Here is a 25,149-nt window from a genome sequence, read left to right as displayed (position 1 = left end):
ATTAATTAAACTCATAGAACATTCATGTTTGATATTTCTGCATTAAAAGAAATGAAGCTTTCTGAGCTTCAAGAAATAGCTAAAGCAGCTAAAACCATAAAATTTAACGGCGTAAAAAAAGATACTTTAATCAGTCAGATTTTGGATTCTCAAGTTGCTGATGTTGACGCTTTACCAGATACTAAAATGGAAGGCGATCTTGAAGACGACAAACCTAAAAGAGTTAGAATCGTTCCTGTTAAAAAAACAGCCATTCAAAAAACGGTAAAGAATTCTCTTTTTGAAACGGAAGAAATTGCAGAAACGAGTGCCAATGATGAAAATAATCTTCCGACCGAAGTTGTTTTAACAGAAGAACAGGATGCAAAACAAGAATCTGAAGGAAATGAGAAAAAAGTAGGTAAGGTAATTAAGTTCAATAAATCAGCTTACGAGAAAAAAATTGCTTTAAAAAAGGATAAAGAAGAGGTAAAAGACGCAAACACAGTGAATGAGTTAGTATCAGAAACAGCAATTGAAGATAAAGAAGAAGCTGCTTCTGCTCCTGCAAAGAAGATAAACCCAAATCAATTACACAAACAAAATACCATCGCAAATCCAAACGGAAATGGGAATGGGAATCAAAATCCGAATTTTAAAAATAAGAAAAGTAATTTTGCTGCTTCCGATTTTGAATTTGACGGCATTATAGAAAGTGAAGGCGTTTTGGAAATGATGCCTGATGGATATGGTTTCCTGCGTTCTTCAGATTACAATTATTTGGCTTCGCCAGATGATATTTATTTATCAACTTCTCAAATCAGATTGTTTGGTCTTAAAACCGGAGATACTGTAAAAGGGGTGGTTCGTCCACCAAAAGAAGGAGAGAAATTTTTCCCATTAGTACGCGTTTTAAAAATAAACGGACATGATCCTCAAGTAGTTCGTGACAGAGTTTCATTCGAACATTTAACGCCCGTTTTTCCATCAGAAAAATTCAAGTTGGCAGAAAAACAAAGCACGATTTCAACACGAATAATCGATTTGTTTTCACCAATAGGAAAAGGACAACGTGGAATGATTGTGGCACAACCCAAAACCGGTAAAACGATGTTGCTTAAGGAAATTGCCAATGCGATTGCGGCAAATCACCCTGAAGTATATTTGATTGTTTTATTGATAGACGAGCGCCCGGAAGAGGTTACGGACATGCAACGAAGTGTGCGTGGAGAAGTAATCGCGTCCACTTTTGACAGAGAACCGCAAGAGCATGTAAAAATTGCAAATATCGTTCTGGAAAAAGCAAAACGATTGGTAGAATGTGGTCACGATGTAGTAATTCTTTTAGATTCTATCACACGTTTGGCCAGAGCATATAATACAGTTCAGCCTGCTTCAGGTAAAGTATTGAGTGGTGGTGTGGATGCCAATGCATTGCAAAAACCAAAACGTTTCTTTGGAGCTGCCCGTAATGTTGAAAATGGTGGTTCATTAAGTATTATTGCTACTGCATTAACTGAAACAGGTTCAAAAATGGACGAAGTTATTTTCGAAGAATTTAAAGGAACCGGTAACATGGAATTACAATTGGATAGAAAAATTGCCAACAAACGTATTTTCCCAGCAATCGATTTGACTTCTTCAAGTACACGACGTGACGATATGTTATTGGATCAAAAAACATTGCAAAGAATGTGGATTATGAGAAAATACCTTTCGGATATGAATCCGGTAGAAGCTATGGATTTCATTAATGATCGTTTCAAAAAGACGAAGAATAATGAAGAGTTTTTAATCTCGATGAATGATTAATAAAAGAGTAAAGTTGCCAAAGATTTAACGGGATAAAAAACAAATCGGAACAGAATTAATTCTGTTCCGATTTATTTTTTTTTACTATTTTGAGTTTAATTTTATTGATGTGCTTTGTTCTAAGTTGCTTAATAATGAAGTAATACATTTTGATCTCTTCTCCTAATTTTTGAATGCTTTGATAGTAAGAATCTTTCCCAAATCTTCAGATTTTTAGTTTATCATTTTAAGCAAGTTCACGTCTTTATAACCAATGATCTAGATAATTATTTCCATGAATACTGTATCATCAGTAGAGTTCAGTTTTGTAAAAGACCAGTTTAAATTCTTTTACTAGTAAGCTATTGAACGTCTCGTTATAAGTTTATTATGAAATGATGTATTTATTCTTTCTTTTTTGTTACGTACTTCTTTCATTCATTATCCAGATTTTCATTAAAAGCGGAGGGAAGTAGCGTAGGGATGAATTTGATTAAAATAGGCAATAATAAACTACCGCCGGGAAGTAAAAATATAGTCAAAGAAGGAATGGTTTTGCAAATTTCCAATAGTTGTTTTTTGACTTTTTTCTTTTCTTTTTCGTCCAAATCTCGTCTGGTAGAGTAGGCTAGTAACACCATTAATTCCTTGCTTTGCTCAATTTCCTTGATTAGTCGTTTTTTATTTCGGCTTATTAGTGTAACAACGCTTTGAGTGGTTTGGTCGTAAAAATGTTTTACAGGATTTGAATAATTAAAATACGGTATTTCTTTTTTATGTTTAGAAATGAATTCGTTGGTAGTGAAAATACTTTCGCCAACAAAAGAATCTGGGACAGATAAAATCTCAGCTAACGAATGCAAAAAATATTTCTCGTCGTTTTCTATTTTTCCATCGCTCCACAAAGCCATTCCAGCAATATCTATCAAATAATATTGCTCTAATTCATTTGTAAAGTAAGCCAATTGTAACGTTTCTAGACTCTGAACAGAAACTTTGGAGAATTTGCTGTAGCGTATCGAGGCTTCAAAAAGTTTAATTAACAAATCATCGTATTGTGATTTTTCTAACTTGATTTTTAACGCAAGTGTCACAATATTGACAACCGTTTCTTCAATTTTTTTCAGATATTTTTCCGGAATTATTCCATGTACCAAATATTGGCGAAAAGCAAGCACGTCAATGAATAATAATGCGTTAGTCACCAAATGGGAGAAACTTTTGCTTATGATGCTGTCATTGGTTTGAACACGTTCATCAATTATTTTTTCTAAATTTAAAGCAGGGGAATATTTTGGAAGAATTTTTTTAAATAAATTAAATCCCTGAGGATTCATTTGATTGTAAAAAGTATTTGCTTGTTTGATGAAATTCTCAGGACTGATATCTTCGTTAGTCAAACAAAAAACTTGGTATAAAGTATTTAAAAGTGCGACTTTTGAAATCTCTTCTTTGAACCAACCTTTCGTTTCTATAGCTGTCACAGTATCAAATCCTATGATATGACCGTAAATAAAACCAGTATTTCTTACCTTTTGATAAAATGTATCGGCAGTTTTAGAAACTGTTCCTTTTGAAAATTTTTGTTCACTAAAAAATTTGTCTATCCAACCTGATGCCGAAGGGTTAATCATTGCTTTAATTTGAAGTTACAAAGCTATGTTTTTTTATGGTAGTTTTAACTGGAGTATTCTTGTTTAACACAGATACTACAATTAATTAGCATTGTTTTTCTGGTTTTATACTGGATAAATTAAATTGTTATCATTTTTGATTAAAAACACTTGCAGTCGGTTACTATATTTTAGAGTAAGTAATGAAAATTTCTTATTGTAAAAATGATATCTTGACATCTAAAAGGTGCAATAAAGGACAAAGCCCTGAATTATGAATAAACAGGGCTTTGATAAGTATTTAAGAATTGAATAAAGTTTCAGCGGCTTCCCAATTGACTACATTCCAAAAAGAAGCAATATAATCCGCTCTTCGATTTTGATTTTTAAGATAATAAGCATGTTCCCATACATCTAACGCTAAAACCGGTTTCCCTTTCAGTCCTTTTCCTCGCAATCGCATCAAAGGATTGTCTTGGTTTGCTGTTGAACCTATAACTAATTTTCCATCTTGAACCACTAACCAAGCCCAACCGGAACCAAATCGTTTCATTGAAGCATCACTAAATTGCTTTTTGAATTCATCAAAAGAACCAAAATCAGTCACTATCGCATCCCCTAATTTCCCTTTTGGAGCACCACCGCCATTTGGTGTCATTAAACTCCAAAATAAACTATGATTGTAATGCCCGCCACCATTATTACGAATCGCTTCAGGAAATTTCGACATTTTTTCAAAGATACTTTCCAATGATTTAGAATGTTCCACTAAGTTTTTGTCCAAGGTTTCTATGGCTTTATTCAAATTCGTCACATAGGCTTGATGATGTTTACCATGATGAATTTCCATTGTGGCTTTATCAATATGTGGCTCTAAAGCATCATAAGCATAAGGTAATTTTGGAAGGCTGTATATTCCTTGAAAGCTGTCAGTTTCTGATTCTATGACTTGGTTATCAGTTTTCAACGTGTTTTCAGCCGCTAATACTGAATTAAATAGGCTAGAACCTATAATTGTTCCTGTTGAAAGTATTGCTGTTTGTTTTAAAAAATTTCTTCGTGTATTGTTATTTTCCATCGGTTTAAAATTTATCCTAAAAAGGTTATTAAAATAGAACATAAATTTAAACATTAAATGATAGGTATGGGTTAATAAAGACTTAAAATTTGCTTAGTTTTTTGTTTGCAATCTTGTAAAAAGAAACAAATGGTATGGGAATTTTATAAAATCTATTTCTATTTGGTAAATAATATCTTTGTAATTTTGAAAGCAATGGCATAGAAAATAATACCATGTTTCTACAATACTTTTAATCAATAAAAAGAAGGATTAGATGTAGTTTTTTGATTAAAAAAAATAATAAAATAGTTACAAAAATGAAACACAAAGAAATAGCAGTTTTAAGTTGGGGTTTACTAAAGCGAACTTACAATGAATTTGATGATGATAACGGGTTTAAGTTAAGTGCGTCACTATCCTATTATACCATCTTTTCATTGCCTCCGCTATTAATTATCATCTTGTCGATTTTTAGTTTTTTCTTTGGAAGAGAAGCCGTTACCGGAAGATTTTTTGGACAAATTAATGGAATGGTTGGAAACGAAGCTGCTATCCAAATTCAGGAAACAATCAAAAATATTGAATTGTCTGATAGCGTTACATTTGCAACAATAATTGGAGGAATTATGCTATTGGTAGGAGCTTCTGGTGTATTTGCCGAAATACAAAGCTCGATTAATTCTATTTGGGGATTAAAAGCAAAACCGAACAAAGGAATTGTGAAATTTGTCCAAAACAGACTAATGTCGTTTTCTATGATTGCTTCGGTTGGGTTTTTATTAATGGTGAGTTTAATGGTTAATACCGTAATGGATGTAGTCAATACGCGATTGCTGATTTATTTTCCAGATACAACGGTTTACATATTTTATGTTTTTAATATTTTAATATTATTTGTAACAACGACTATTTTGTTTGCTATTATTTTCAAAACCTTGCCTGATGGCCATATTGCTTGGAAAGATGCCCTAATAGGCTCCAGTTTTACTTCTTTTTTTTTTATGATTGGTAAATTTGCCATTGGTTTTTATTTAGGAAGCTCAACCGTTGCCACTGTTTATGGTGCAGCGGGCTCAGTAATCATTATTTTGATCTGGGTTTACTATTCAGCTATAATCTTATATTTTGGAGCCGAATTCACCAAAGTGTATGCCAATGCCCATGGCAAAAAAATTATTCCAAATGCTTATGCTGTTGGAATAAAAGTAGAGGTTACAGAAATCAAAAAGAAAAAGACTGACGTCATTCCTGACGGAGAAAAATAATAAATATATTTCTAGTATGTAAAACGAGTTCTATATAAATATCAAGTAAAACTAATGAAAAAAATAATTTTGTCACTGACCATTTTTTGTTCTATGCTTGTTTCTTGTAATTCCGTAAAAACTGCTAATACTGAAAAAGCTGTATTACAGGGTGCTTGGGAATTATACTATATATCAGGACCACGGAAAGACTTTTCTAAATTGTATCCAAATGATAAGCCAACTATTACTTTCGATTTGAAAGAAAATAGGGTTTTTGGAAAAAACAGCTGCAACAGTTATTCTGGAACATTGAATGTTGATAAAAATAAAATTAGTTTCAAAGGGCCTATGACAGTTACTAAAATGTTTTGTCCAGGCGAAGGCGAGAATATTTACATGAATACACTGGAAAAGATAGATTCTTACTTTATTTCAGAAGATGGTAAAACTTTAAATTTTATTGGGGGAGATGTAATAACGATGCGTTTTAAAAATAAATAAATAGTAGTATTTTAAGGAAATAAAAAACCGCCTTGTTTTCAGGAACGAGGCGGTTAAAAAAAAACTAAAAACTAATTTTATTAGAAACAATATTTATTTTCTGCTACTAATTTTGTGGTTATTGTTTCTCTTAATCCTACAACATTTGGCATATTCGCGTATTTAGTAAAACGACGTAATCCCATTAACATCATACGTTGTTCATCGCCTTCAGCAAAGGAAATAACACTTTCTTTTCCTTTTTGAGTAACGATATCCACCGCTTTATATAAGTATAATTTTGCCATTGCAATTTGCTCTTGTACTTTGGATTCGCCCTCTTTTTTGGCTAATTTCTCCGTTCTAAGAATAGTACTTTCAGCCATGTAGATTTCGATTAAAATATCTGAAGCTGCCATCAATAACTGTTGGTGTGCATCTAAATCCGGACCGTATTTTTGAACTGCTCCGCCTGCAACCATTAAGAATGCTTTCTTCAATTTTCCAATCATTTCTTTTTCTTCTGCAAATAATTCAGAATAATCAGGAGTATCAAAAGATGGAATTCCCATTAATTCTTCTTGTACTTTTGATGCAGGTCCAAGTAAATCAACATGACCTTTCATGGCTTTTTTAATTAGCATCCCTACAGAAAGCATTCTGTTGATTTCGTTAGTTCCTTCATAAATACGTGCGATACGCGCATCTCTCCAAGCGCTTTCCATCGGAGTGTCTTCAGAGAATCCCATTCCACCAAAGATTTGGATTCCTTCATCAGCACAGTTTTGAATATCTTCAGAAACAGCCACTTTCAGTATTGAGCATTCAATAGCATATTCTTCAACACCTTTCAATTCTGCTTCTTGATGTGAAACACCTTCAGCTTCACGAGCTGCGATTCGATCTTCAATATCTTTGGCAGCACGATAAGAAGCACTTTCTCCAGCATAACAACTGGTAGCCATTTCTGCTAATTTTGAACGAATCGCACCAAACTGAGAAATAGCTGTATTAAACTGAATTCTTTCATTAGCATACTGTACCGAACTTGTAATCACTCTTCTTTGTGCGTCCAAACAAGCTGCTGCCAATTTGATACGACCCACATTCAAAGCATTCATTGCAATTTTGAAACCGTTTCCTCTTTCTGACAACATGTTTTCAACAGGAACTTTTGTTTCATTAAAGAAAACCTGACGCGTAGAAGAAGCACGAATTCCTAATTTATGCTCTTCTTCACCCATTGAAATTCCGTTATCAGGAGTATTTTCAAGGATAAAACCAGTAATATTTTTATCATCACCAATACGGGCAAAAACAATAAATAAAGAACAAAATCCAGCATTCGAAATCCACATTTTTTGTCCTGTGATTTTGTAATGTGTTCCATCTTCAGATAAAACGGCTTTTGTTTTTCCGGAATTAGCATCAGATCCTGCGCCTGGTTCTGTCAAGCAATACGCTCCAAACCATTCACCAGAAGCTAATTTAGGAACGTATTTTTGTTTTTGTTCTTCTGTTCCGTATAAAGTGATTGGCATAGTCCCAATTCCGGTATGTGCTCCAAAAGCAGTTGAGAATGAGCCCGTTGCCCCCGAAATATAATCACAAACCAACATCGTCGACACAAAACCCATTCCTAATCCACCATACGCTTCAGGAACAGCAACTCCTAAAAGTCCTAAATCCCCTGCTTTTTTCATGGTTTCTTGTGTGTACGCATAATCCTTTTTCTCAAAACGATCTTTGTGCGCCCACAATTCTTTGTCTACAAACTCTGTTACAGAGTCACGCATCATTAATTGCTCTTCTGAAAAATCCTCTGGAGTGAAGATATCTTCGCACTTTGTTTCTTTAACTAGGAATTGACCTCCTCTTGTTTTGTCGCTCATGACTTTGTTATTTTAAATTTTGAATTTTGAATTTTAAATTTTAAATTATTTTATAGTGTCTTCCTGAGAAGTTTTAATAATTTTTGTGATTATATTTAATATGTGTTCAATTTCAATTAAATAATTTGATACCGAAATTGTTGTCATGGTAAATCTGTCTAAGTAACGCAACCAATATTCAGTTTCTCTCGCTTCTTTAGCAGCTATTGCTATTTTATGAATAAAATCTTTTCTTGACTGGGCTGCTGTAGCTTCTTCCGCATTAGCTCCAATACTTGTTACAGATCTTAATATTTGTTTTTAAATAATGAATTCATTTTCTTTTTTAAGCTGAGTGAAAAGATTTACAATTGACAATGCAAAATCAAATGTTTTGCTAGCAATTATATTTTCTTTCATTATTTTAAAATTTAAAATTCATCATTTAAAATAAAATTACAGCAGCTCATAAATCCCCGCACTTCCTTGTCCAGTTCCAACGCACATACTCACAATTCCGTATTTGCTGCCTCTGCGTTGCATCTCATCAAATAATTGAACAGATAATTTTGCTCCGGTACAACCTAGTGGGTGTCCTAACGCAATCGCGCCACCATTGACATTGATAATATCCGGGTTTAGGTTTAGTTCTCTCGTTACGGCCAATGCTTGTGATGCAAAAGCTTCATTCAATTCGATTAAATCAATATCATTCAATGTTAATCCGGCTTGTTTTAATGCTTTTGGAATCGCTTTTACAGGTCCAATTCCCATAATTCTTGGTTCCACTCCAGCCGAAGCGAAGTTTACCAAACGGGCGATAGGAGTAAGGTTCAATTCTTTTACCATTTCTTCGCTCATGATTAGAACAAATGCTGCTCCATCACTCATTTGAGAAGAGTTTCCAGCAGTTACACTTCCATTAGCTTCAAAAACTGGTTTTAAACCTGCCAAAGCTTCTACAGAAGTTCCTGCTCTGGGACCTTCGTCTTTATTTACGATGTAAGATTTTGTTTCTTTTTTACCGTTCTCGTTGATAAATGTTTGTTCTACCGTAATAGGAACAATTTGTTTGTCAAATTTACCGTCGGCTTGCGCTTTCAAGGCTTTCATGTGTGAGTTATAAGCAAACTCATCTTGGTCGGCACGAGATACATTATATTGTTTGGCAACCGCTTCTGCGGTTAATCCCATTCCCCAATAGTAATCTTCGTTTCCAGCTTTTGCAACAGCATAATCCGGAGTCGGTTTGTAGCCTCCCATCGGAATAAAACTCATGCTTTCAGCACCACCAGCAATAATACAATCTGCCATTCCAGACTGGATTTTGGCTGTAGCCATCCCGATTGTCTCTAATCCTGACGCGCAATAACGGTTAACAGTAACACCGGGAACATCTTCGATTTTTAATCCCATCAAAGAGATCAATCGTCCCACGTTTAGTCCTTGTTCCGCTTCCGGCATCGCATTTCCTACCATCACGTCGTCAATACGCTTTTTGTCGAAATCAGGCAACTCATTCATCATAAACTGAATCGTTTCTGCTGCCAATTCATCAGGACGTTTAAATCTAAACACACCTTTTGGGGCTTTCCCCACTGCTGTTCTGTATGCTTTTACTATATAGGCTGTTTTCATAACTATTATTTTGAATTTTGAATTATAAACTTTTGATGAAGCTCATTCCTAATTTATAATTCCTAATTTTTACTTTAAAATTAATTTCTCAACGGTTTCCCTTTGGTTAACATAAATTGGATTCTCTCCAATGTTTTTCTTTCTGTACAAAGTGACAAGAAAGCTTCACGTTCCAAATCCAATAAATATTGTTCGGTTACTAAAGTTGGTTCGGACAAATCACCACCAGCCATAACATAAGCCAGTTTGTTAGCGATTTTTTTGTCGTGTTCCGAGATGTATTTTCCGGCTTCCATTTGATCAGTTCCCACTAAGAACATTCCTAACGCTTGTTTTCCAAGAACTTTTACATCGCTTCTGCGAATTGGTTGTGTGTAACCTGCTTCGGCCATCAGTAGTGCGTGTTTTTTTGCTTCGGCAATCTGACGGTCTTTATTCACTACAATAATATCTTTCCCTTGTTGTAATAGTCCGGTATCAAAAGCTTCGTAACCTGAAGTAGACACTTTTGCCATAGCGATAGTCAAGAAATATTCTTGCAATACATTCAATTCCACATCATTTTTATGGAATAAATCTGCTGCACGCAATGCCATTTCTTTCGATCCGCCACCACCGGGAATTACTCCAACACCAAATTCCACTAATCCCATATACGTTTCCGCTGCCGCAACTACTTTATCGGCATGCAAACTCATTTCGCAACCACCGCCAAAAGTCATTCCGTGTGGCGCAACCACAACTGGAATTCCAGAGTATCTCACGCGCATCATCGTGTCTTGGAACATTTTGATAGCCATATTCAACTCATCATACTCTTGCTCAACCGCCATCATAAAAATCATTCCAATATTAGCACCAACAGAGAAATTTGCTGCTTGATTTCCAATTACCAAACCCTGATATTCTTTTTCAGATAAATCAATTGCTTTATTGATAGCGGCCAAAACATCACCACCGATTGTATTCATTTTAGATTGGAATTCTAAATTCAAGATTCCGTCTCCCAAGTCTTGTATAATTGCACCGCTGTTGCTCCACACTTTTTTGCTTTCGCGTATGTTGTTCAGGATAATAAAGGCATCCTGACCCGGAACTTTAACTTGTGATTTTGTTGGGATATTGTAGAAAAAAGTTGCTCCTTCTTTAATAGAATAAAAACTAGAACTTCCGGAAGCCAACATTTCATTTACCCAAGCAGCCGGTTCAAGACCTTCTACTTTCATGATTTCGATTCCTTTTTCGACACCTATGGCATCCCAAATTTCGAATGGACCATTTTCCCATCCGAAACCGGCTTTCATCGCATCGTCAATTTTATATAATTCATCTGAGATTTCAGGAATTCTGTTCGAAACATAAGCAAACATTCCAGCAAAACTTTTTCTGTAGAATTCTCCTGCTTTGTCTTTGCCTTTCACCAGAACTTTAAAACGGTCAATAGGTTTATCAATCGTTTTTGTCAGTTCCAAAGTGGCAAAAGAAGCTCTTTTAGCCGGACGGTATTCTAAAGTGTCTAAATCCAAAGACAAAATATCCTTGTCTACTTTTTTATAAAAACCTTGACCAGTTTTGCTGCCCAACCATTTGTTTTCCATCATTTTGTTGACGAAATCAGGAAGCTTGAACAATTCGTGTTGTTCGTCATTAGGGCAGTTTTCATAGATTCCGTTGGCAACATGCACCAAAGTATCCAATCCAACAACATCTACCGTTCTAAAAGTAGCCGATTTTGGTCTTCCAATAACCGGACCAGTCAATTTATCGACCTCTTCAATCGTTAGCCCCATTTCTTTAACCAGATGAAACAAACTTTGAATACCATAAATCCCAATGCGGTTCCCAATAAATGCTGGAGTATCTTTGGCCACGACCGAAGTTTTCCCCAGGAATTTAGAACCGTAATCCGTAAGGAAATCTAAAACTTCCGTTGCCGTTTGCGGGCCAGGAATGATTTCGAATAATTTTAAATAACGCGCAGGGTTAAAAAAGTGTGTTCCACAGAAATGCTTTTGAAAATCCTCGCTTCGTCCTTCACTCATAAAATGAATTGGAATTCCAGACGTGTTGGAGGTTACTAAAGTTCCTGGTTTCCTAAATTTTTCTATTTGTTCAAAAACCATTTTTTTGATATCCAAACGTTCCACCACAACCTCAATAATCCAATCGGCAGTAGCGATTTTCGCCATGTCATCACTTGTATTTCCAGTGGAAATTCTGCTGGCAAATTTCTGATTGTAGATAGGAGAGGGCTTCGATTTTAATGAGTTAGCCAAATGCTCGTTCACTAATCGGTTTCTTACAATTTTGCTTTCTAAAGTAAGTCCTTTTTTGGCTTCTGCGTCGGTAAGTTCTCTTGGAACAATGTCCAACAGTAAGACTTCAACTCCAATGTTAGCAAAATGACAGGCAATTCCTGAACCCATAATTCCGGATCCAATTACTGCAACTTTTTTAATTGTGCGTTTCATATAAATAATATTTGTTTTACATTAGAAAACAACAGCGCTATTTTATTGATGGGAATCAATTTTAGCGGTATCATTCTCCGTTTTTTCAGTTTGTTCCGCCAGTTCGCTGACGCTCGTATGTGTAAATATATTTTTGTCTTGAATTAATTCATTGATGGTTTCCGCTACTTCTATAAAGTGCTGCAGTTTCTCTGCCGAAATAGTTTGTTTCACCGTTTCATTAAATTTCAACACGGTATTTTTTGATAATTCTCTTTTTTCTTTACCAAAATCCGTCAGGTAAATCAAAACGCCACGGCCATCCACAGGGTTTTTCTTGCGAATGATTAATCCTTTTTCCTCCATAGATTTCAGGGTTCTGGTCAGGCTAGTAGCTTCCATTCCCATTTTTGGACCTAAAGAGGTCGATGGCGTTCCACCTTCCTTATCAATACTCAATAAAGCGAAACCAGTAGCCATGCTCGCATCGTATTTCGACGCTTCTTCATTATACATTCTGGCCACTGCTTGCCAGGTGGCACGTAAAATATAATCTATCGTTTTATCTTTCATAAGTAACTATATCGATTTCAAATATAATAAAAAATACTATGCATGCATAATATATTAAAATATTTTTTTGTTAAAAAGCATTAAATATAAAAAATCCCCGCTGAAAAAGAGGAGATTATACCGTTTATTAAGAGTAATTAAATTTTTGGGGCGTATCCCTGCGGGTCGGGCTGTGCGTTGTATCTTTTATAAATTCCCAATCCCGAGGCTTCGGGATGGGGATTTATAAAAGGATGCCACTTCCATCCCTTACGCGAATTCTGCTAAGGAGAATGATTGGGGATTGCAGTTAAATTGGTGGATTATGGGTCTACGTAATTGTAAGTAGTTTATTATAGTTATATTTGAGGGAATAAAAGCGACCATATTTAATAGGAATGTAAAAATAATTAATTGAATTGTCGATTTAACATATGAACAATTGTTTTTTTAAGGAATGATTGCCTAGAGCTTTAGAATATTCAAATGATTTATTATATTTTTGTTCAATAAAAAATAGTAATGGCAGCAGCAGACCAAATAAAATCTTTGATTAAGTCTTTTGGAGATGATGATGAAAGTCGTTTCTTTTCAATTGCTTTGCAAATTGCTGCTACCGAAGCCAAGCAAGGCCATACTACATTTGCTCAAGAATTAAAGAAATTAATTGACCAAGCAAAAAAAGAAAGGTCTGTAAATATAATTCAGCAAAAAGCTCTTCCATTAAATTTACCAAAAAGAGAGTTACAAGAATTGATAGAGGTTTTTCAACCAAAAATTAATTTAAGTGATATGGTTTTGGATGAGAATATTAAGGAGACACTTTACAAAGTAATTAAAGAACAAGAAAAGTGGCAACTTTTAAAAGCTCATAATCTAGAACCAAAACGTAAATTATTGTTGACAGGCGCGCCTGGAACTGGTAAAACAATGACTGCACAAGCAATCGCTGGGGAATTAGGGATTACTGTTTTTATAATAAGATTAGATGGATTAATGTCTAAATATTTAGGGGAATCTATAGCCAAACTAAGATTGATTTTTGATGCTATGAATGACCAAAGAGCAGTTTATCTTTTTGATGAATTTGATTCTATAGGGTCGCATAGGAATCAAAATCAAGATGTTGGAGAAATAAAAAGAGTTTTAAATTCATTCTTAATAAATATTGAAAAGGATCAAAGTAATAGTATTATAATTGCTGCAACTAATTTGCCGGAATCACTAGATAAAGCCCTTTTTAGAAGATTTGACGAAATCTTAGAGTATCCTTTACCAGACGAAAACAACATAATTGAAATAATCAAAAAAAATACAAAAGCATATTCTTTTTCGACAAAAGTTGATTATAAAATCCTTTCAAGATTAGCTTTAGGTCTAAATTATTCTGAAATTGTGAGAATATGTAACGATACAATTAAGGAGATGATTCTTAATGACTTGGATAAATTGGAAATAGCAACATTAAAAAAATTATTAAAATTGAGAAATGTTGTAAATGAAAAATAAACCACATATTTCATTTGAAGGTAATTACAATAAAAACCCTTATAAAACTCCAAAATTAGCACCTATTTCTCCTCTTCCAATAACAAGAGATAGGTCACATGGGAACTATCTACTGGGTGAAATTGAGAAAATAAAGAAAATATTTGATATTCATGTAATTGAAAATACGGATTTAATTATTGATAATGCAGTATATATCGAATTCATTTCTGAATGGGGAACAAAATTTGAGTTTGATAAATTTGACAAAGATGGAATAAGAAGTAATAAAGTCCTTTTCCAACTCCTAAAAATTGAAATTGAAGAACGAGAAATTGATACTAACAAAGAATATAGGTATTCCTTGGTAGTTGTTGTAAATGAAAATGGAATTTCTGAATTCATAAAAAAAATAAAACAATTTCTTGATCCAACTAAAGATTCTGAAAAAGGGAATTTTAAAAACCAAGCTTTATTAAACAATATTAGCCGAATCGAAATAGCTACTTTAAAATCTTTTTGGGTTGATGAGTCTCAAATACCTTTTCCTACTAAGAATGAAAATATTTGGTGGGAAGTTTGGTTTAGAAAATCAGAAAAGAATGAAGATAAATTAAAAGATGTATATAATAATTTGGAAATAATAGGTTGTCAAATAGGTCAATCACAAATAGAATTAGCCGAATATATTGTCAAATTAGTCAAGGGCACTTCAAAACAACTTTCTGCTTCCTTATTATTACTTGATAATTTAGCCGAATTGAGAAAACCTCAAGAAATTTCAAGCTTCATTACACATAAAGATGTTAATTTCGAAACAAAGAAAGAATATTTAGATGACTTAATAAGTAGGACTGTTAATAATCTTGACGAAAATAGTGTATTAATATGTTTACTAGATTCTGGGGTAAATAATATGCATTCTTTATTGAAAGATTTTATTCCGGATGAAAATCTCTATACTTTTAATGAGTCATGGGGAAAACAAGACGATATTAATCATGGTACTGGTGTGGCTGGATTGACATTGTATGGTGATTTAACGGATGCATTAAGTACTTCGAATACTATACAACTTTTTCATGGTTTGGAATCTTTTAAAATAATTACTTCCAAAAGTAAAAATGATCCTGAATTATATGGTGCAATTACAGAAAGTGGTGTAAGTACGCCTCAAATTTATAAACCATCGAATTTAAGAGTATTCTGTATGACAATTACAGATATCAATACAAGATTTAATGGTCGCCCTTCGTCATGGTCATCTGCGGTTGATAATATTTGTTATGGTAATGAATTAGGACAGCAATTGTTTATCATAAGTGGCGGGAATGTTGTAATAAAAAAACATAGTGATTACCCAACAATTAATGAAACAGAATGTATTCATGATCCTGCTCAAGCATACAATGCTTTAACAATTGGTACTTATACAAGAAAAGATAAAATTGATATTTCAACTGGATATAGACCACTAGCTGAGAATGGTGGTATGTCTCCAAGTAATTCAACTTCACTTTTATTTGACAAAACTTGGCCAAATAAACCCGATTTAGTTTTTGAAGGAGGAAATAGATCTACAGATGGATTTTATACTTCTGACCATTCAGAATTAAGATTGTTAACTACCGATGCAGATTTTGCAAATGATATGTTTATGCCTTTTGGAGACACTAGTGGAGCGGCAGCTTTGGCTTCAAAAATGGCTGCTGAATTAAGGACATTGTATCCAAATTATTGGGTCGAGACTATACGAGGTTTGATGGTGCATTCTGCTGATTGGACAGACACAATGAAACGAAACATTCTTAAAAAAAATCGTTTAAGAACAGTTGGTTATGGTGTGCCAAATATCGAAAAAGCAATGCATAGTGTCGAAAATTCTTTGACATTAATTGCAGAAAGAGAAATTCAACCATATAAATACGAAAATTCAAGAGGTAAATATAATGAATATCATTTATTCAATCTACCATGGCCAATTGAAGCTTTAGAAAGTTTAGAAGAAAAATCAGTTAAGATGATTGTTACTTTATCTTATTTTATTGAGCCAAATCCAGGAAGTAGAAGACTAGCTACACATTATTCGTATCATTCACATCAGTTAGATTTTGAATTAATTAAACGAAATGAATTTATCGAAGATTTTCAAATAAGAATTTCAAAACCAGAAGATGAAAAAAAAGAAAATAAACCTTCTAGAACAGGTGTTAGTTGGGAAATAGGTAATACAATAAGTTCAAAAGGATCTTTAAGAAAGGATTTTATTATAGCAACTGGTCGTGAAATATCAGAAAGAAATATTTTAGCTGTTTACCCTAGAAATGGTTGGTACAAAAATTTAAAAAGACAAAATAAATTTAATAAAAAAGTACGCTATAGTTTAATTGTTAGCTTAGAGACTGAAGAAATAGATGTCGATTTATATACACCAGTATTGAATCAGGTGACTATTTCTGTTTAAGATCTAAAGGAGGATTAATTAATACCTATACTAATAATAATACAAAACCACGAAAATCAATTCGTGGTTTTTTATATACTAAATATTTTTTCTAAGACTTCTTTAACTCACCATTATCCACATCTTTCAAGAATTTAATAACTCCTGGGAAATAGGTTTTTGGGTCGTCGTATTGCGAAAGATGGCTTCCGTTAGGGCAAAATAAGAAACTTCCGTTTTGTACTTCTTTAGACATCCATTCCATGTGTTTGGGATCCATAGTGTCATATTTGGCGCCAATAACCAGAGTGGGAACGCTAATTGTTTTGAGTCTGGCGGTGACATCCCAATTCTTTAAAGAAGCATTTCCTGTAATTCCAAATTCACTTGGCCCTTGCATATAAACATACACATTTGGGTTGATGTGTTTGAAAGTTCTGTTTATGGATTCTGGCCATTGATCAACAGGCATTCTTAAAATGTGTTCCGTGTAATAATATTTAAAAAGCAGTTCGGTGTATTTTGGATTGGTGTAATCTTTATTTTTTTCAAATGTTTTTATTTGATTAAAAACTGCTTTTGGAAGTTTTGGACCCAGTACTTCTTCTGCATATTTGTTGTAAGCAGGTGCGCTGGCCATCATATTCGAAATAATCAAGCCTTTCAGGTTTTTTTGATATTTCAAAGCGTATTCCATTGCTAGTATTCCACCCCAAGATTGTCCCATCAGATAAAAATTGGAACTGTCCAATCCTAACGCAATGCGTACTTGCTCGACTTCCTCAACAAAACGATCGTTAGTCCACAGACTGTTGTCATTGGGTTGGTCGCTGTAATAGGATCCTAACTGGTCGTAATAAATGTATTCAATACTTTCGTTGGGGAAATAACCGTCAAATGCCTCGTATAATTCATGTGTCAAACCGGGACCGCCGTGCAGCAACAACACTTTAATTTTAGGATTGTTGCCCACTCGTTTGGTCCAAACTTTAAACGTGCCTTTTGGCGTTTTTATCGGAATCATTTTGATGCCGCCAGTGAGTTGGTCGTCCCGTTTAGAAAAGTCTAAATAATTTGCTTTTACGGAATCTTCCTTTGATTTTTCCTGACAATTAGAAAAAATGAATACACTAATAAAGGAGCAAATCAAGACTTTTAGTTTCATAACGATCGGTTTTATAACGGCTAGTTGTATATTTTATGGAATAAATCAATGTATTTTTCCATTACTATTTTTCGTTTCAGTTTCAATGTAGGCGTTAACTGTCCGCCTTCCACAGACCATAAATCTGGTGTGAGCTCAAAACGTTTTATCTTTTCCCAATTTCCGAATTTTTCATTCAGGTTGTCAATTTCCACCTGAATTCTTTCGATTACTTTTTCGTTGGCAATTATTTCTTCATTGCTTTTTCCAATGTCGATTCCGTGAATAATGGCCCATTCTTTAATAAAGTCAAAACTTGGCTGAATAAAGGCTGCCGGCATTTTTTGTCCGTCGCCAATAACCATGATTTGTTCAATGAAACGCGATTGTTTCATTGTATTTTCGATTAATTGTGGTGCTATATATTTTCCTCCGGAGGTTTTAAACATTTCTTTCTTTCTATCGGTGATTTTCAAGAATCCGTCTTCGTCAAAAATCCCAATATCTCCCGTGTGGAAAAACCCGTTTGTAATTACTTCGTTTGTTAATTTTTCGTCTTTGTAATAACCCAGCATTACGTTAGGTCCTTTGCAAAGGATTTCACCGTCCTCGGCAATAATAACTTGCACATTGTCGATTACTTTACCTACAGTTCCCACTCTAAAACCACCATTTCTAATGTCATTTACCGAGATTACTGGAGAGGTTTCAGTCAATCCATATCCTTCCATAACCGGGATTTCAGCAGCGGCAAAAATTCGGGCTAATCGCGGTTGCAAAGCAGCGCTTCCAGAAACCATTAAATCTAAATTTCCACCCAAACCTTCTTTCCATTTGCTGAAAATCAGTTTGCGGGCAATTTTAAGTTGGAACTCATACCAAAATCCATTTTTGCCATACGGCTCATAAATTAAACCTAAGTCAATTGCCCAAAAGAATAATTTCTTTTTGATGCCGGTTAATTCTGTTCCTTTGGCGTAGATTTTATCATATACTTTCTCCAGAAGTCGCGGAACGGCTGTGATTACAGTTGGTTTCACTTCCTTAATGTTATCACTGATTTTTTCAATGGATTCTCCAAAATAAATCGAAACACCATAATATTGGTATAAATACAAAATCATTCTCTCAAAAATATGACAGATAGGTAGGAAACTTAAAGCACGGCTTTTTCCGGCTAGAAAAGGAATTCTCGGAGCGCTGTCCAATACATTCGATACAATGTTTTTGTGCGAAAGCATAACGCCTTTTGGTCTACCTGTTGTTCCGGAAGTATAAATAATAGTTGCTAAATCTTCGGTTTTTACGTTGTTTTTGCGTTGTTCCACTTCATCTTGGTTTCCGGTGTCTACACCAAGAACCAACAAATCATTCCAGTTGGTGCAGCCTTCTATTTCGTTGAAAGAGTATACTTCTTTTAGCGTAGTGACTTTGTGTTTGATTAGGTTTACTTTTCGAAGTACTTCGGCATCCGAAACGAAACAATAAATGGAACCGGAATGGTTCAGGATATATTCGTAATCTTCTTCGGAAATAGTTGGGTAAATGGGAACAGTCTGTGCTCCGGTTTGCAGTATACCGATGTCCATAACATTCCATTCTGTTCTGTTATTAGATGAAATGATGGCAATTTTATCGTCTTTTTGAATACCCAATCGAAGTAATGCTCTAGATATGGCGTTCGCTTTAGCTATATATTCTTGGGTCGATGTTTTTATCCAGACACCGTTCTGTTTGCTTACTAAAGCATCCGGAATGGAATTGTATTTTTCTTGCTGATAATAGGGAAAATCAAAGAGGCGGGTGATATTTATCATTATGGAAATATTGGATTTGCTCGCAAATTAAAAAAAAATTAGCGATAAATTTTGTTTTTCAAAAATTAATTGTAAAAATTAAGCGGTTTGCCGAAATCGATTTCTTTAAACAGGGTTTTCGACTAAAATTTATTAATAAAAAACACCAATAGAAGGCACCCACAGTAATTTCTTATCATGATAATTCCTGTTTTTTTTAAAAATAATTTCTCAATCATTTTATCAGATAGTATTGAAATTTATTTAAATAAAATTAACTTTTTATATAATTCATTATCAATAATTTAAATTTAAAGCAGTATTAACGTAAAACAGTATTAAAAATGAAAAAAGCATTACTAACTGTGGTGGTTGTTTTTACTTTCATCACTTGCGCGCAAAAAAAGCGAATGGCACTATTAATATGTTTTCAGTTCAAAATAGCAAGAATTTAGATCAGATAAAAGCTAACGATAAAAAATTAATGGCACAATTTGATAGCACAAATATTGATGTAGTTGGCTACCCTGATTATTTAAACTATGAAATGGAAGATCAAAAAGTAGTACAATCGTGGTGGAATTTTAATATGGACAGAAAATCGGATATTAAAAAAATAGTGATGCCGATACTTTTTATTAACATTTTCAATGATCAGGATTGATTGTTGATGAAACTGCCTTCTTCAGTGAAAACTTATGGAAAAATAAAGGCTACATATTAAAAACTCATTCTTTATAAATCACAAAGCCGAAACAGTTTGTTTCGGCTTTTGATTTTGTTGTTACTACCGGAAGTAAATTTTCCAGCTAACTAAATTATTCCAAATGGCTTTTATATCGATTTTATAAGATAGGCGTTGTCTTTTTTTTATGACTAAACAACGAGTTTTGACACAACTTTTCATTATTTTGATCGTTTGTGTACTGTCAGTGCAGTGCTATGGGCCAGCGCTTCGGCACCTAAATCCCCTTCTTTACTGAAGGTCCACACAAATAACGCTTTTAAAGGATGGTCTTTTCCTATGCTTTCAATTGCTTGTAATGTCAGTTGCTTTGCAATTCCTTTTCTTCTGTATTCTTGTAAAACCAAAGCGGAACAAAGATATAGTGCTTCGTATTTTGTAGCTAATGGTGTCTGCTCGAAGAGTTCTTTTTCCGATATCGTATCATCCAGGAACTGTTGCATTATTTCCAGCGTGGTAGGAATTAGTAAAACCCAAGCTACAGGACCATTCCCATAATTATATTCTTGAACTGTCGCGGGATGTATTCTCATTAATCGCTCGAGCACTTCCTGATTTATATCAAGTTGGGCTGGATCATTTTTAACAGCAAAAACTTCATCAGCCAGTTGTAACATCCGTTCAAAATTGCTTTTAGCCATGTTTTAAAATAGGTTAACTAAAAATCAGCTTGATTTTTGTCTTGATATACTTTTTTGTCGCTCAATCAAACCCTTCAAATTCTTTTCTTTTACTTCGGCTCTATTTTGAATGCAAAAGGCGGTGTGATAAAAGTGCGATTGAAGAAAATTAATTTGCATCGTGTTCCATTCCTCCGAGCTGAGATTAGGATTATAATGCTTCAATTCTAAATAGAGTTTATTCCCTAAATGCTCAAATTGATCAGTCCCTAGATATTCAAGATCAGCGTCCACAAGAATGCACTCTAATTTAGTTTTTGGTTTTTGAGTTATTATTGTGGCTCTTATTATACCAACAATGATTGCAATTTCTTTTTTAGTGTATCCAAATTGCGGTAATTTGTTTTTTGCAAAACGAATGCTTTCTTCTTCGTGTCTCTCACTGCGAGTATTAATAAATCCCCCATCGTGAAACAGTGCGGCAGTTTTTATAAGCAGTATATCATCCTCATTTATTTGCTCTTGCAATGCAATATATTCTGCCATTTTTACCACATACTGTGTATGTCTCCAGTCATGATAAATAAGAAAGGGAGACAATCGCGATTTCAAACAATCCATTACATTATTGTACAATAGATTCCAGTTTTTCATTTGTAAAAGCTTTTAAATTTAGAAATATTTTATTGCAATGAGACGTTTCTTCGGTAGTGAATCTCTATCATAGCTGTTTTATAAATTAATGTTTCTGTTTGTTTCTTAAAATTCCGCCGCTCGCTTCTTTGATATACTGGATAAACATAAAAGCATGCGGATCTAATTTTCTTATTTCATCTTTTATCCGAAGTAATTCGAGCCGTGTAACTATAGTTACAATGATATCGCAGTCGGTTTTAATATCGAAAGTATGCGGTAAATAACCCCGTTCTCCTTTAATTATTGTAATTCCTTTTCCAAATTTTTTTACTATTAAAGTTTTAATGGCTTCACTTTTGGATGAAATGATATTTAATGAAGTGTATTGTTCTAAACCGTGAGCGATATAATCGAGTGATTTTATGGCAGAGAAATACGTAACTATTGAATATAATGCAGTCACGATACCAAAAGACCAAGCAGCCGCCAGAAACAATAAGGTATTCATCGCAAAGATTACTTCTGATACATTAAGCCCGATTTTTCGGGTAGTCAGTAAAGCCAGAATTTCAACACCGTCAGCCGTTGAACCGCTTCGAATGCACAATCCCATCCCGATCCCAATCAGACAACCACCAAATAAGGCAATTAAAAGGCGATCCGTAGTGACGGCATCGATATTAATAAAAGTCATACTTGCTGCAATCAATAAAAAAGTGATCAAACTTTGTATCGCAAACGTTTTTCCCAACAGTGTTTTCCCTAAGAACAAGAAGGGTATATTTAGGCCTAACACAAGAATTCCAAATGGCATTTGTGTGATTTCATGAATTAATATTGAAATACCTATAATCCCTCCATCCAAAAATTTATTGGGTATCATAAATCCCTTAAGTGCCAATGTAATAAATGCAACACCCACTAAATTTAAAACAATATTTTTGGGATGAAATATTTCCTTCCAGTCTATTGGTTGTTGGTCAATATTCATAATCATGAATTTGAATTATAATCCTTTAAATGTACTACTTAATTTTAGAGAATATATTATTATATTTGTCTAATAATTAGATAGTTACCGCATTTTTTATTCTTTGGTTTCCCCAACCATTTTTAAACCGATAGTTTTTTAAAATAGAATTTCCTAACCTTTAAATATAGCAATCATGGCAAAGCCTGTAGTTATCACATTGACGGTGCAAACCGCTAATCTTTTTGGAATGAATGCTCCATCGAAAAATCAAGTTGACAGCTGTTGCGCATTATCGGATGATAATTCTGGAAAATCTTCAAATGGAACTTTAGAAGATTTTAAATCATTTGTGTTTATCGATTATAACGTAAGGTGGGTTGCTGTTTCAAATGATCGTGCCTATTCAGTGGCAATCGACAGTATTGTTTACAAATCGGAGATCAGTGATGTAAATTTCTTCGATAATACTACCATTAGTGGAACAGGTGGAAGATCCGGAAACGCATCCGCCAATGTCAAAAATAATACTAATTTGAGGGGCCAGTTAGATATTTACACAATCAATTTTAGTGTTTATAATTCCGGTAATTCGTTAAAAAGTTTTAGTATTGATCCAAAATTAGCCATAAATCCATAATGGAATTACACTTTTTAAAATATTCTTTTAGAATTTCTCTTTTTGTGTTTTTTTTTCAGGTGAGTATTTTAGCACAAGAGCAAAAAGTCGCGGATAGCCTTGTGAAAATTTATCAGAAAGGGAATCTTTCAAATTATGAAAAATTAGAATTACTTCGGAATTTGTCTTTTAACGAAGTCAACAACCTCAAATTGTCTTTAAAATATGCGGAGGAACTTATCACACTTTCAAAATTAGAAAAAAACTATTTATACCTGCATAGGGGTTATTTTCAAAAGGGGAATAAACTCAGATTAACAGGAGAGTTGAATAAATCTTTGGACGCTTTTTTTAAAAGTGAAGAAGCAGCAACTAAGGTCCAATACGTTATTGGCCAAGGAACCGCATATTCTTCTATTGCAGATGTATATTCAGTGATGGGAAATTCTACAAATGCCCAAAAGTATTACGGTGAAGCAATCAAGTTATTAAGAAAAGCGGATAATCCTGTTGGCTTAGCAACGGCGTTACTCAACGCAGGAGACGAATATTCAAAAAACAAGAAATATGATTTAGCATTGCGCTATTTTAAAGAGTCAGGTGAGATTTTTAAAAAAGCTAATTACTTGAGCGGTACTGCCTACAATTTAGGAAATATAGGGATGGTGTATGCGGAGCAGGGAAGGGATGCTTTGGCAAAGAAGTATATTAGTGAAGCCATAAAAATGCTTGAAGAACTCAAAGATTACTATGCGATTTCAGATTACCTGACTTACATGTCTGATATTTATTTAAAACAAAATGACTGGACTACTGCACTCAACTATGCCCGCAGAAGTCTGGAGTTAGCCCAAAGATATGGGCTGAAAGATCAAATCAGTAATTCCAATCTTAAACTTTCAAAACTGTATCAAAAAGCAGGAAATACGGCTGAATCTTTTAAATATTATAAGAATCACATTGCATACAGGGATAGTGTCACTAACCTCAAATCAGTTCAACAAATGGCTGATTTGCGAACAGATTATGAAGTTTCTCAGAAACAATCGGAAGTCGACTTGCTAAACCAAGGAAAAAAAATGAGTCAGATTATGGCGATTTCTTCTGCTGTTTCAGCGGCACTCGTTTTTTTACTTGCTTTTGGAATGTACAGACGCTATAAATTTATAAAGAAAACCAATGTTATTATTGAAGAGGAAAAGAATCGATCAGATCACCTACTTCTTAATATTCTACCGGAAGAAACAGCTAATGAATTAAAACAAAACGGAAAAGTACTAGCCAAAAAATTTGAATCGGTTACCGTATTATTTACAGATTTCGAGGGATTTACAAATTATGCAGAAAAGCTATCGCCAGAAAGATTAGTAGAAAGTGTAGATTACTATTTTTCGAAATTTGATGAAATTATGGAAAAATATAAATTAGAAAAAATCAAAACAGTTGGTGATTGTTACATGTGCGCGTCAGGATTACCGTTTCCAACAGCAGATCATGCATGTAAAATGGTGCATGCCGCATTTGAAATTGCCGAATTTGTTGCGGATTCTAAAAAGAATAATCCTCTGAATGATACCCGTTTTGAAATTCGTATCGGAATTAATTCCGGTCCGGTCGTGGCGGGAGTAGTTGGAACTAAGAAATTTGCGTACGATATTTGGGGAGACACGGTGAACATAGCGTCGCGCATGGAATCTAATTCACAACCAGGGAAAATTAATATATCTGAGAATACCTATCAGTTGATCAAAGATGCCTTTGATTGTAATTATAGAGGAGAAATTGAAGTAAAAAATAGAGGAATAATGAAAATGTACTTCGTAGATGATTGTAAGCATAAAACAACCTAAAGTAATTTAAAAATAATTCTCTTGTCAAGTTTTTTTACAAGCTGTGAATTTAGCAAATTAATTAAAAAACTATAAAACAGCCACAAGCCGTGTATGTAGTATTTTTGTATTTATTAATTCATAAATTTTGGCATTGATGGAGGAAAAGGAATTGCTC

The 25,149-nt window shown here is 34.0% G+C and carries 20 protein-coding genes; 8 read left to right on the top strand and 12 right to left on the bottom strand.

What is annotated here, in order from left to right; translation table 11 throughout:
• The first annotated feature begins 24 nt into the window (after nt 1-24).
• Nucleotides 25-1,791 (top strand): transcription termination factor Rho, encoded by a 1,767-nt coding sequence (gene rho, locus ACP7AQ_RS10880; protein ID WP_426064702.1) that lies wholly within the window; start codon nt 25-27, stop codon nt 1,789-1,791.
• Between the two features lie 413 nt (nt 1,792-2,204).
• On the opposite strand, the gene ACP7AQ_RS10875 is transcribed toward rho, so the two are convergent.
• Together ACP7AQ_RS10875 and ACP7AQ_RS10870 are read right to left on the bottom strand one after the other, a co-directional pair.
• Nucleotides 2,205-3,404 (bottom strand): LETM1-related biofilm-associated protein, encoded by a 1,200-nt coding sequence (locus tag ACP7AQ_RS10875; protein ID WP_426095465.1) that lies wholly within the window; start codon nt 3,402-3,404, stop codon nt 2,205-2,207.
• Nucleotides 3,405-3,684: 280 nt separating this feature from the next.
• Complete coding sequence (locus tag ACP7AQ_RS10870; protein ID WP_426064713.1) at nt 3,685-4,299, bottom strand: superoxide dismutase; 615 nt, start codon at nt 4,297-4,299, stop codon at nt 3,685-3,687.
• A 461-nt stretch (nt 4,300-4,760) separates the two neighbouring features.
• Here ACP7AQ_RS10870 and ACP7AQ_RS10865 point away from each other — a divergent pair, with 461 nt between their 5' ends.
• Both ACP7AQ_RS10865 and ACP7AQ_RS10860 read left to right on the top strand, forming a co-directional pair.
• Entirely contained in the window at nt 4,761-5,708 is a 948-nt protein-coding gene (locus tag ACP7AQ_RS10865) for a YihY/virulence factor BrkB family protein (RefSeq protein ID WP_426095464.1), read from the top strand.
• A 54-nt stretch (nt 5,709-5,762) separates the two neighbouring features.
• Entirely contained in the window at nt 5,763-6,191 is a 429-nt protein-coding gene (locus tag ACP7AQ_RS10860; protein WP_426095463.1) for an META domain-containing protein, read from the top strand.
• Nucleotides 6,192-6,271: 80 nt separating this feature from the next.
• Here the strand turns inward: ACP7AQ_RS10860 and ACP7AQ_RS10855 are convergent, their stop codons facing one another.
• The 5 genes from ACP7AQ_RS10855 to ACP7AQ_RS10835 all read right to left on the bottom strand — a co-directional run bounded on the left by ACP7AQ_RS10855 (nt 6,272) and on the right by ACP7AQ_RS10835 (nt 12,702).
• Nucleotides 6,272-8,062 carry an acyl-CoA dehydrogenase family protein gene (locus tag ACP7AQ_RS10855; protein ID WP_426092760.1) on the bottom strand — a complete coding sequence of 597 codons (1,791 nt, stop codon included), beginning with the start codon at nt 8,060-8,062 and terminating at the stop codon, nt 6,272-6,274.
• Nucleotides 8,063-8,107: 45 nt separating this feature from the next.
• Nucleotides 8,108-8,356, bottom strand: a complete 249-nt coding sequence (locus ACP7AQ_RS10850; RefSeq protein WP_426095552.1) for a four helix bundle protein — start codon at nt 8,354-8,356, stop codon at nt 8,108-8,110.
• 141 nt (nt 8,357-8,497) lie between these two features.
• Nucleotides 8,498-9,679: an acetyl-CoA C-acyltransferase gene (locus ACP7AQ_RS10845; RefSeq protein ID WP_426092759.1), complete on the bottom strand. Its 1,182-nt coding sequence runs from the start codon at nt 9,677-9,679 to the stop codon at nt 8,498-8,500.
• Between the two features lie 80 nt (nt 9,680-9,759).
• The gene (locus ACP7AQ_RS10840) at nt 9,760-12,150 is read right to left on the bottom strand and encodes a 3-hydroxyacyl-CoA dehydrogenase NAD-binding domain-containing protein (protein WP_426095462.1); all 2,391 of its coding nucleotides are present in this window, start codon (nt 12,148-12,150) and stop codon (nt 9,760-9,762) included.
• 42 nt (nt 12,151-12,192) lie between these two features.
• On the bottom strand, nt 12,193-12,702 hold the full coding sequence (locus ACP7AQ_RS10835; protein ID WP_113667110.1) for a MarR family winged helix-turn-helix transcriptional regulator: 510 nt from the start codon (nt 12,700-12,702) through the stop codon (nt 12,193-12,195).
• 501 nt (nt 12,703-13,203) lie between these two features.
• On the opposite strand from ACP7AQ_RS10835, the gene ACP7AQ_RS10830 reads away from it, so the two are divergent.
• Both ACP7AQ_RS10830 and ACP7AQ_RS10825 read left to right on the top strand, forming a co-directional pair.
• The gene (locus ACP7AQ_RS10830) at nt 13,204-14,190 is read left to right on the top strand and encodes an AAA family ATPase (RefSeq protein WP_426095461.1); all 987 of its coding nucleotides are present in this window, start codon (nt 13,204-13,206) and stop codon (nt 14,188-14,190) included.
• Nucleotides 14,180-16,633 carry a S8 family peptidase gene (locus ACP7AQ_RS10825; protein ID WP_426095460.1) on the top strand — a complete coding sequence of 818 codons (2,454 nt, stop codon included), beginning with the start codon at nt 14,180-14,182 and terminating at the stop codon, nt 16,631-16,633. The genes ACP7AQ_RS10830 and ACP7AQ_RS10825 overlap by 11 nt, the downstream gene beginning before the upstream one ends.
• Nucleotides 16,634-16,724: 91 nt before the next feature.
• On the opposite strand, the gene ACP7AQ_RS10820 is transcribed toward ACP7AQ_RS10825, so the two are convergent.
• Entirely contained in the window at nt 16,725-17,777 is a 1,053-nt protein-coding gene (locus tag ACP7AQ_RS10820) for a proline iminopeptidase-family hydrolase (RefSeq protein WP_426095459.1), read from the bottom strand.
• A gap of 20 nt (nt 17,778-17,797) precedes the next feature.
• Nucleotides 17,798-19,573 (bottom strand): AMP-dependent synthetase/ligase, encoded by a 1,776-nt coding sequence (locus tag ACP7AQ_RS10815; RefSeq protein ID WP_426092752.1) that lies wholly within the window; start codon nt 19,571-19,573, stop codon nt 17,798-17,800.
• A gap of 370 nt (nt 19,574-19,943) precedes the next feature.
• Between ACP7AQ_RS10815 and ACP7AQ_RS10810 the strand changes: the two genes are divergently transcribed.
• Complete coding sequence (locus ACP7AQ_RS10810; protein WP_426095458.1) at nt 19,944-20,216, top strand: hypothetical protein; 273 nt, start codon at nt 19,944-19,946, stop codon at nt 20,214-20,216.
• A gap of 242 nt (nt 20,217-20,458) precedes the next feature.
• Here the strand turns inward: ACP7AQ_RS10810 and ACP7AQ_RS10805 are convergent, their stop codons facing one another.
• The 3 genes from ACP7AQ_RS10805 to ACP7AQ_RS10795 form a co-directional block, all read right to left on the bottom strand.
• Nucleotides 20,459-20,914 carry a GNAT family N-acetyltransferase gene (locus ACP7AQ_RS10805; protein ID WP_426095457.1) on the bottom strand — a complete coding sequence of 152 codons (456 nt, stop codon included), beginning with the start codon at nt 20,912-20,914 and terminating at the stop codon, nt 20,459-20,461.
• 48 nt (nt 20,915-20,962) lie between these two features.
• The gene (locus ACP7AQ_RS10800) at nt 20,963-21,571 is read right to left on the bottom strand and encodes an HD domain-containing protein (RefSeq protein WP_426095456.1); all 609 of its coding nucleotides are present in this window, start codon (nt 21,569-21,571) and stop codon (nt 20,963-20,965) included.
• An 85-nt stretch (nt 21,572-21,656) separates the two neighbouring features.
• Entirely contained in the window at nt 21,657-22,544 is an 888-nt protein-coding gene (locus ACP7AQ_RS10795; protein WP_426065280.1) for a YitT family protein, read from the bottom strand.
• Nucleotides 22,545-22,719: 175 nt separating this feature from the next.
• Between ACP7AQ_RS10795 and ACP7AQ_RS10790 the strand changes: the two genes are divergently transcribed.
• Both ACP7AQ_RS10790 and ACP7AQ_RS10785 read left to right on the top strand, forming a co-directional pair.
• On the top strand, nt 22,720-23,163 hold the full coding sequence (locus tag ACP7AQ_RS10790; protein WP_426065281.1) for a hypothetical protein: 444 nt from the start codon (nt 22,720-22,722) through the stop codon (nt 23,161-23,163).
• Nucleotides 23,163-24,992: an adenylate/guanylate cyclase domain-containing protein gene (locus ACP7AQ_RS10785; RefSeq protein ID WP_426095455.1), complete on the top strand. Its 1,830-nt coding sequence runs from the start codon at nt 23,163-23,165 to the stop codon at nt 24,990-24,992. Before ACP7AQ_RS10790 ends, ACP7AQ_RS10785 begins: the two co-directional genes overlap by 1 nt.
• The last annotated feature ends 157 nt before the right edge of the window (nt 24,993-25,149 follow it).

Source organism: Flavobacterium sp. DSR2-3-3, assembly GCF_049896585.1.
GTDB lineage: Bacteria > Bacteroidota > Bacteroidia > Flavobacteriales > Flavobacteriaceae > Flavobacterium.
This window is presented reverse-complemented; position numbering and strand designations above follow the sequence as displayed.

What these genes read in the sequence shown, in the direction of transcription:
- rho (WP_426064702.1), top strand. Translation starts at nt 25, where the DNA reads ATGTTTGATATTTCTGCATTAAAAGAAATGAAGCTTTCTGAGCTTCAA.
- ACP7AQ_RS10875 (WP_426095465.1), bottom strand. Translation starts at nt 3,404, where the DNA reads ATGATTAACCCTTCGGCATCAGGTTGGATAGACAAATTTTTTAGTGAA.
- ACP7AQ_RS10865 (WP_426095464.1), top strand. Translation starts at nt 4,761, where the DNA reads ATGAAACACAAAGAAATAGCAGTTTTAAGTTGGGGTTTACTAAAGCGA.
- ACP7AQ_RS10860 (WP_426095463.1), top strand. Translation starts at nt 5,763, where the DNA reads ATGAAAAAAATAATTTTGTCACTGACCATTTTTTGTTCTATGCTTGTT.
- ACP7AQ_RS10855 (WP_426092760.1), bottom strand. Translation starts at nt 8,062, where the DNA reads ATGAGCGACAAAACAAGAGGAGGTCAATTCCTAGTTAAAGAAACAAAG.
- ACP7AQ_RS10845 (WP_426092759.1), bottom strand. Translation starts at nt 9,679, where the DNA reads ATGAAAACAGCCTATATAGTAAAAGCATACAGAACAGCAGTGGGGAAA.
- ACP7AQ_RS10840 (WP_426095462.1), bottom strand. Translation starts at nt 12,150, where the DNA reads ATGAAACGCACAATTAAAAAAGTTGCAGTAATTGGATCCGGAATTATG.
- ACP7AQ_RS10835 (WP_113667110.1), bottom strand. Translation starts at nt 12,702, where the DNA reads ATGAAAGATAAAACGATAGATTATATTTTACGTGCCACCTGGCAAGCA.
- ACP7AQ_RS10830 (WP_426095461.1), top strand. Translation starts at nt 13,204, where the DNA reads ATGGCAGCAGCAGACCAAATAAAATCTTTGATTAAGTCTTTTGGAGAT.
- ACP7AQ_RS10825 (WP_426095460.1), top strand. Translation starts at nt 14,180, where the DNA reads ATGAAAAATAAACCACATATTTCATTTGAAGGTAATTACAATAAAAAC.
- ACP7AQ_RS10820 (WP_426095459.1), bottom strand. Translation starts at nt 17,777, where the DNA reads ATGAAACTAAAAGTCTTGATTTGCTCCTTTATTAGTGTATTCATTTTT.
- ACP7AQ_RS10815 (WP_426092752.1), bottom strand. Translation starts at nt 19,573, where the DNA reads ATGATAAATATCACCCGCCTCTTTGATTTTCCCTATTATCAGCAAGAA.
- ACP7AQ_RS10805 (WP_426095457.1), bottom strand. Translation starts at nt 20,914, where the DNA reads ATGTTACAACTGGCTGATGAAGTTTTTGCTGTTAAAAATGATCCAGCC.
- ACP7AQ_RS10800 (WP_426095456.1), bottom strand. Translation starts at nt 21,571, where the DNA reads ATGAAAAACTGGAATCTATTGTACAATAATGTAATGGATTGTTTGAAA.
- ACP7AQ_RS10795 (WP_426065280.1), bottom strand. Translation starts at nt 22,544, where the DNA reads ATGAATATTGACCAACAACCAATAGACTGGAAGGAAATATTTCATCCC.
- ACP7AQ_RS10790 (WP_426065281.1), top strand. Translation starts at nt 22,720, where the DNA reads ATGGCAAAGCCTGTAGTTATCACATTGACGGTGCAAACCGCTAATCTT.
- ACP7AQ_RS10785 (WP_426095455.1), top strand. Translation starts at nt 23,163, where the DNA reads ATGGAATTACACTTTTTAAAATATTCTTTTAGAATTTCTCTTTTTGTG.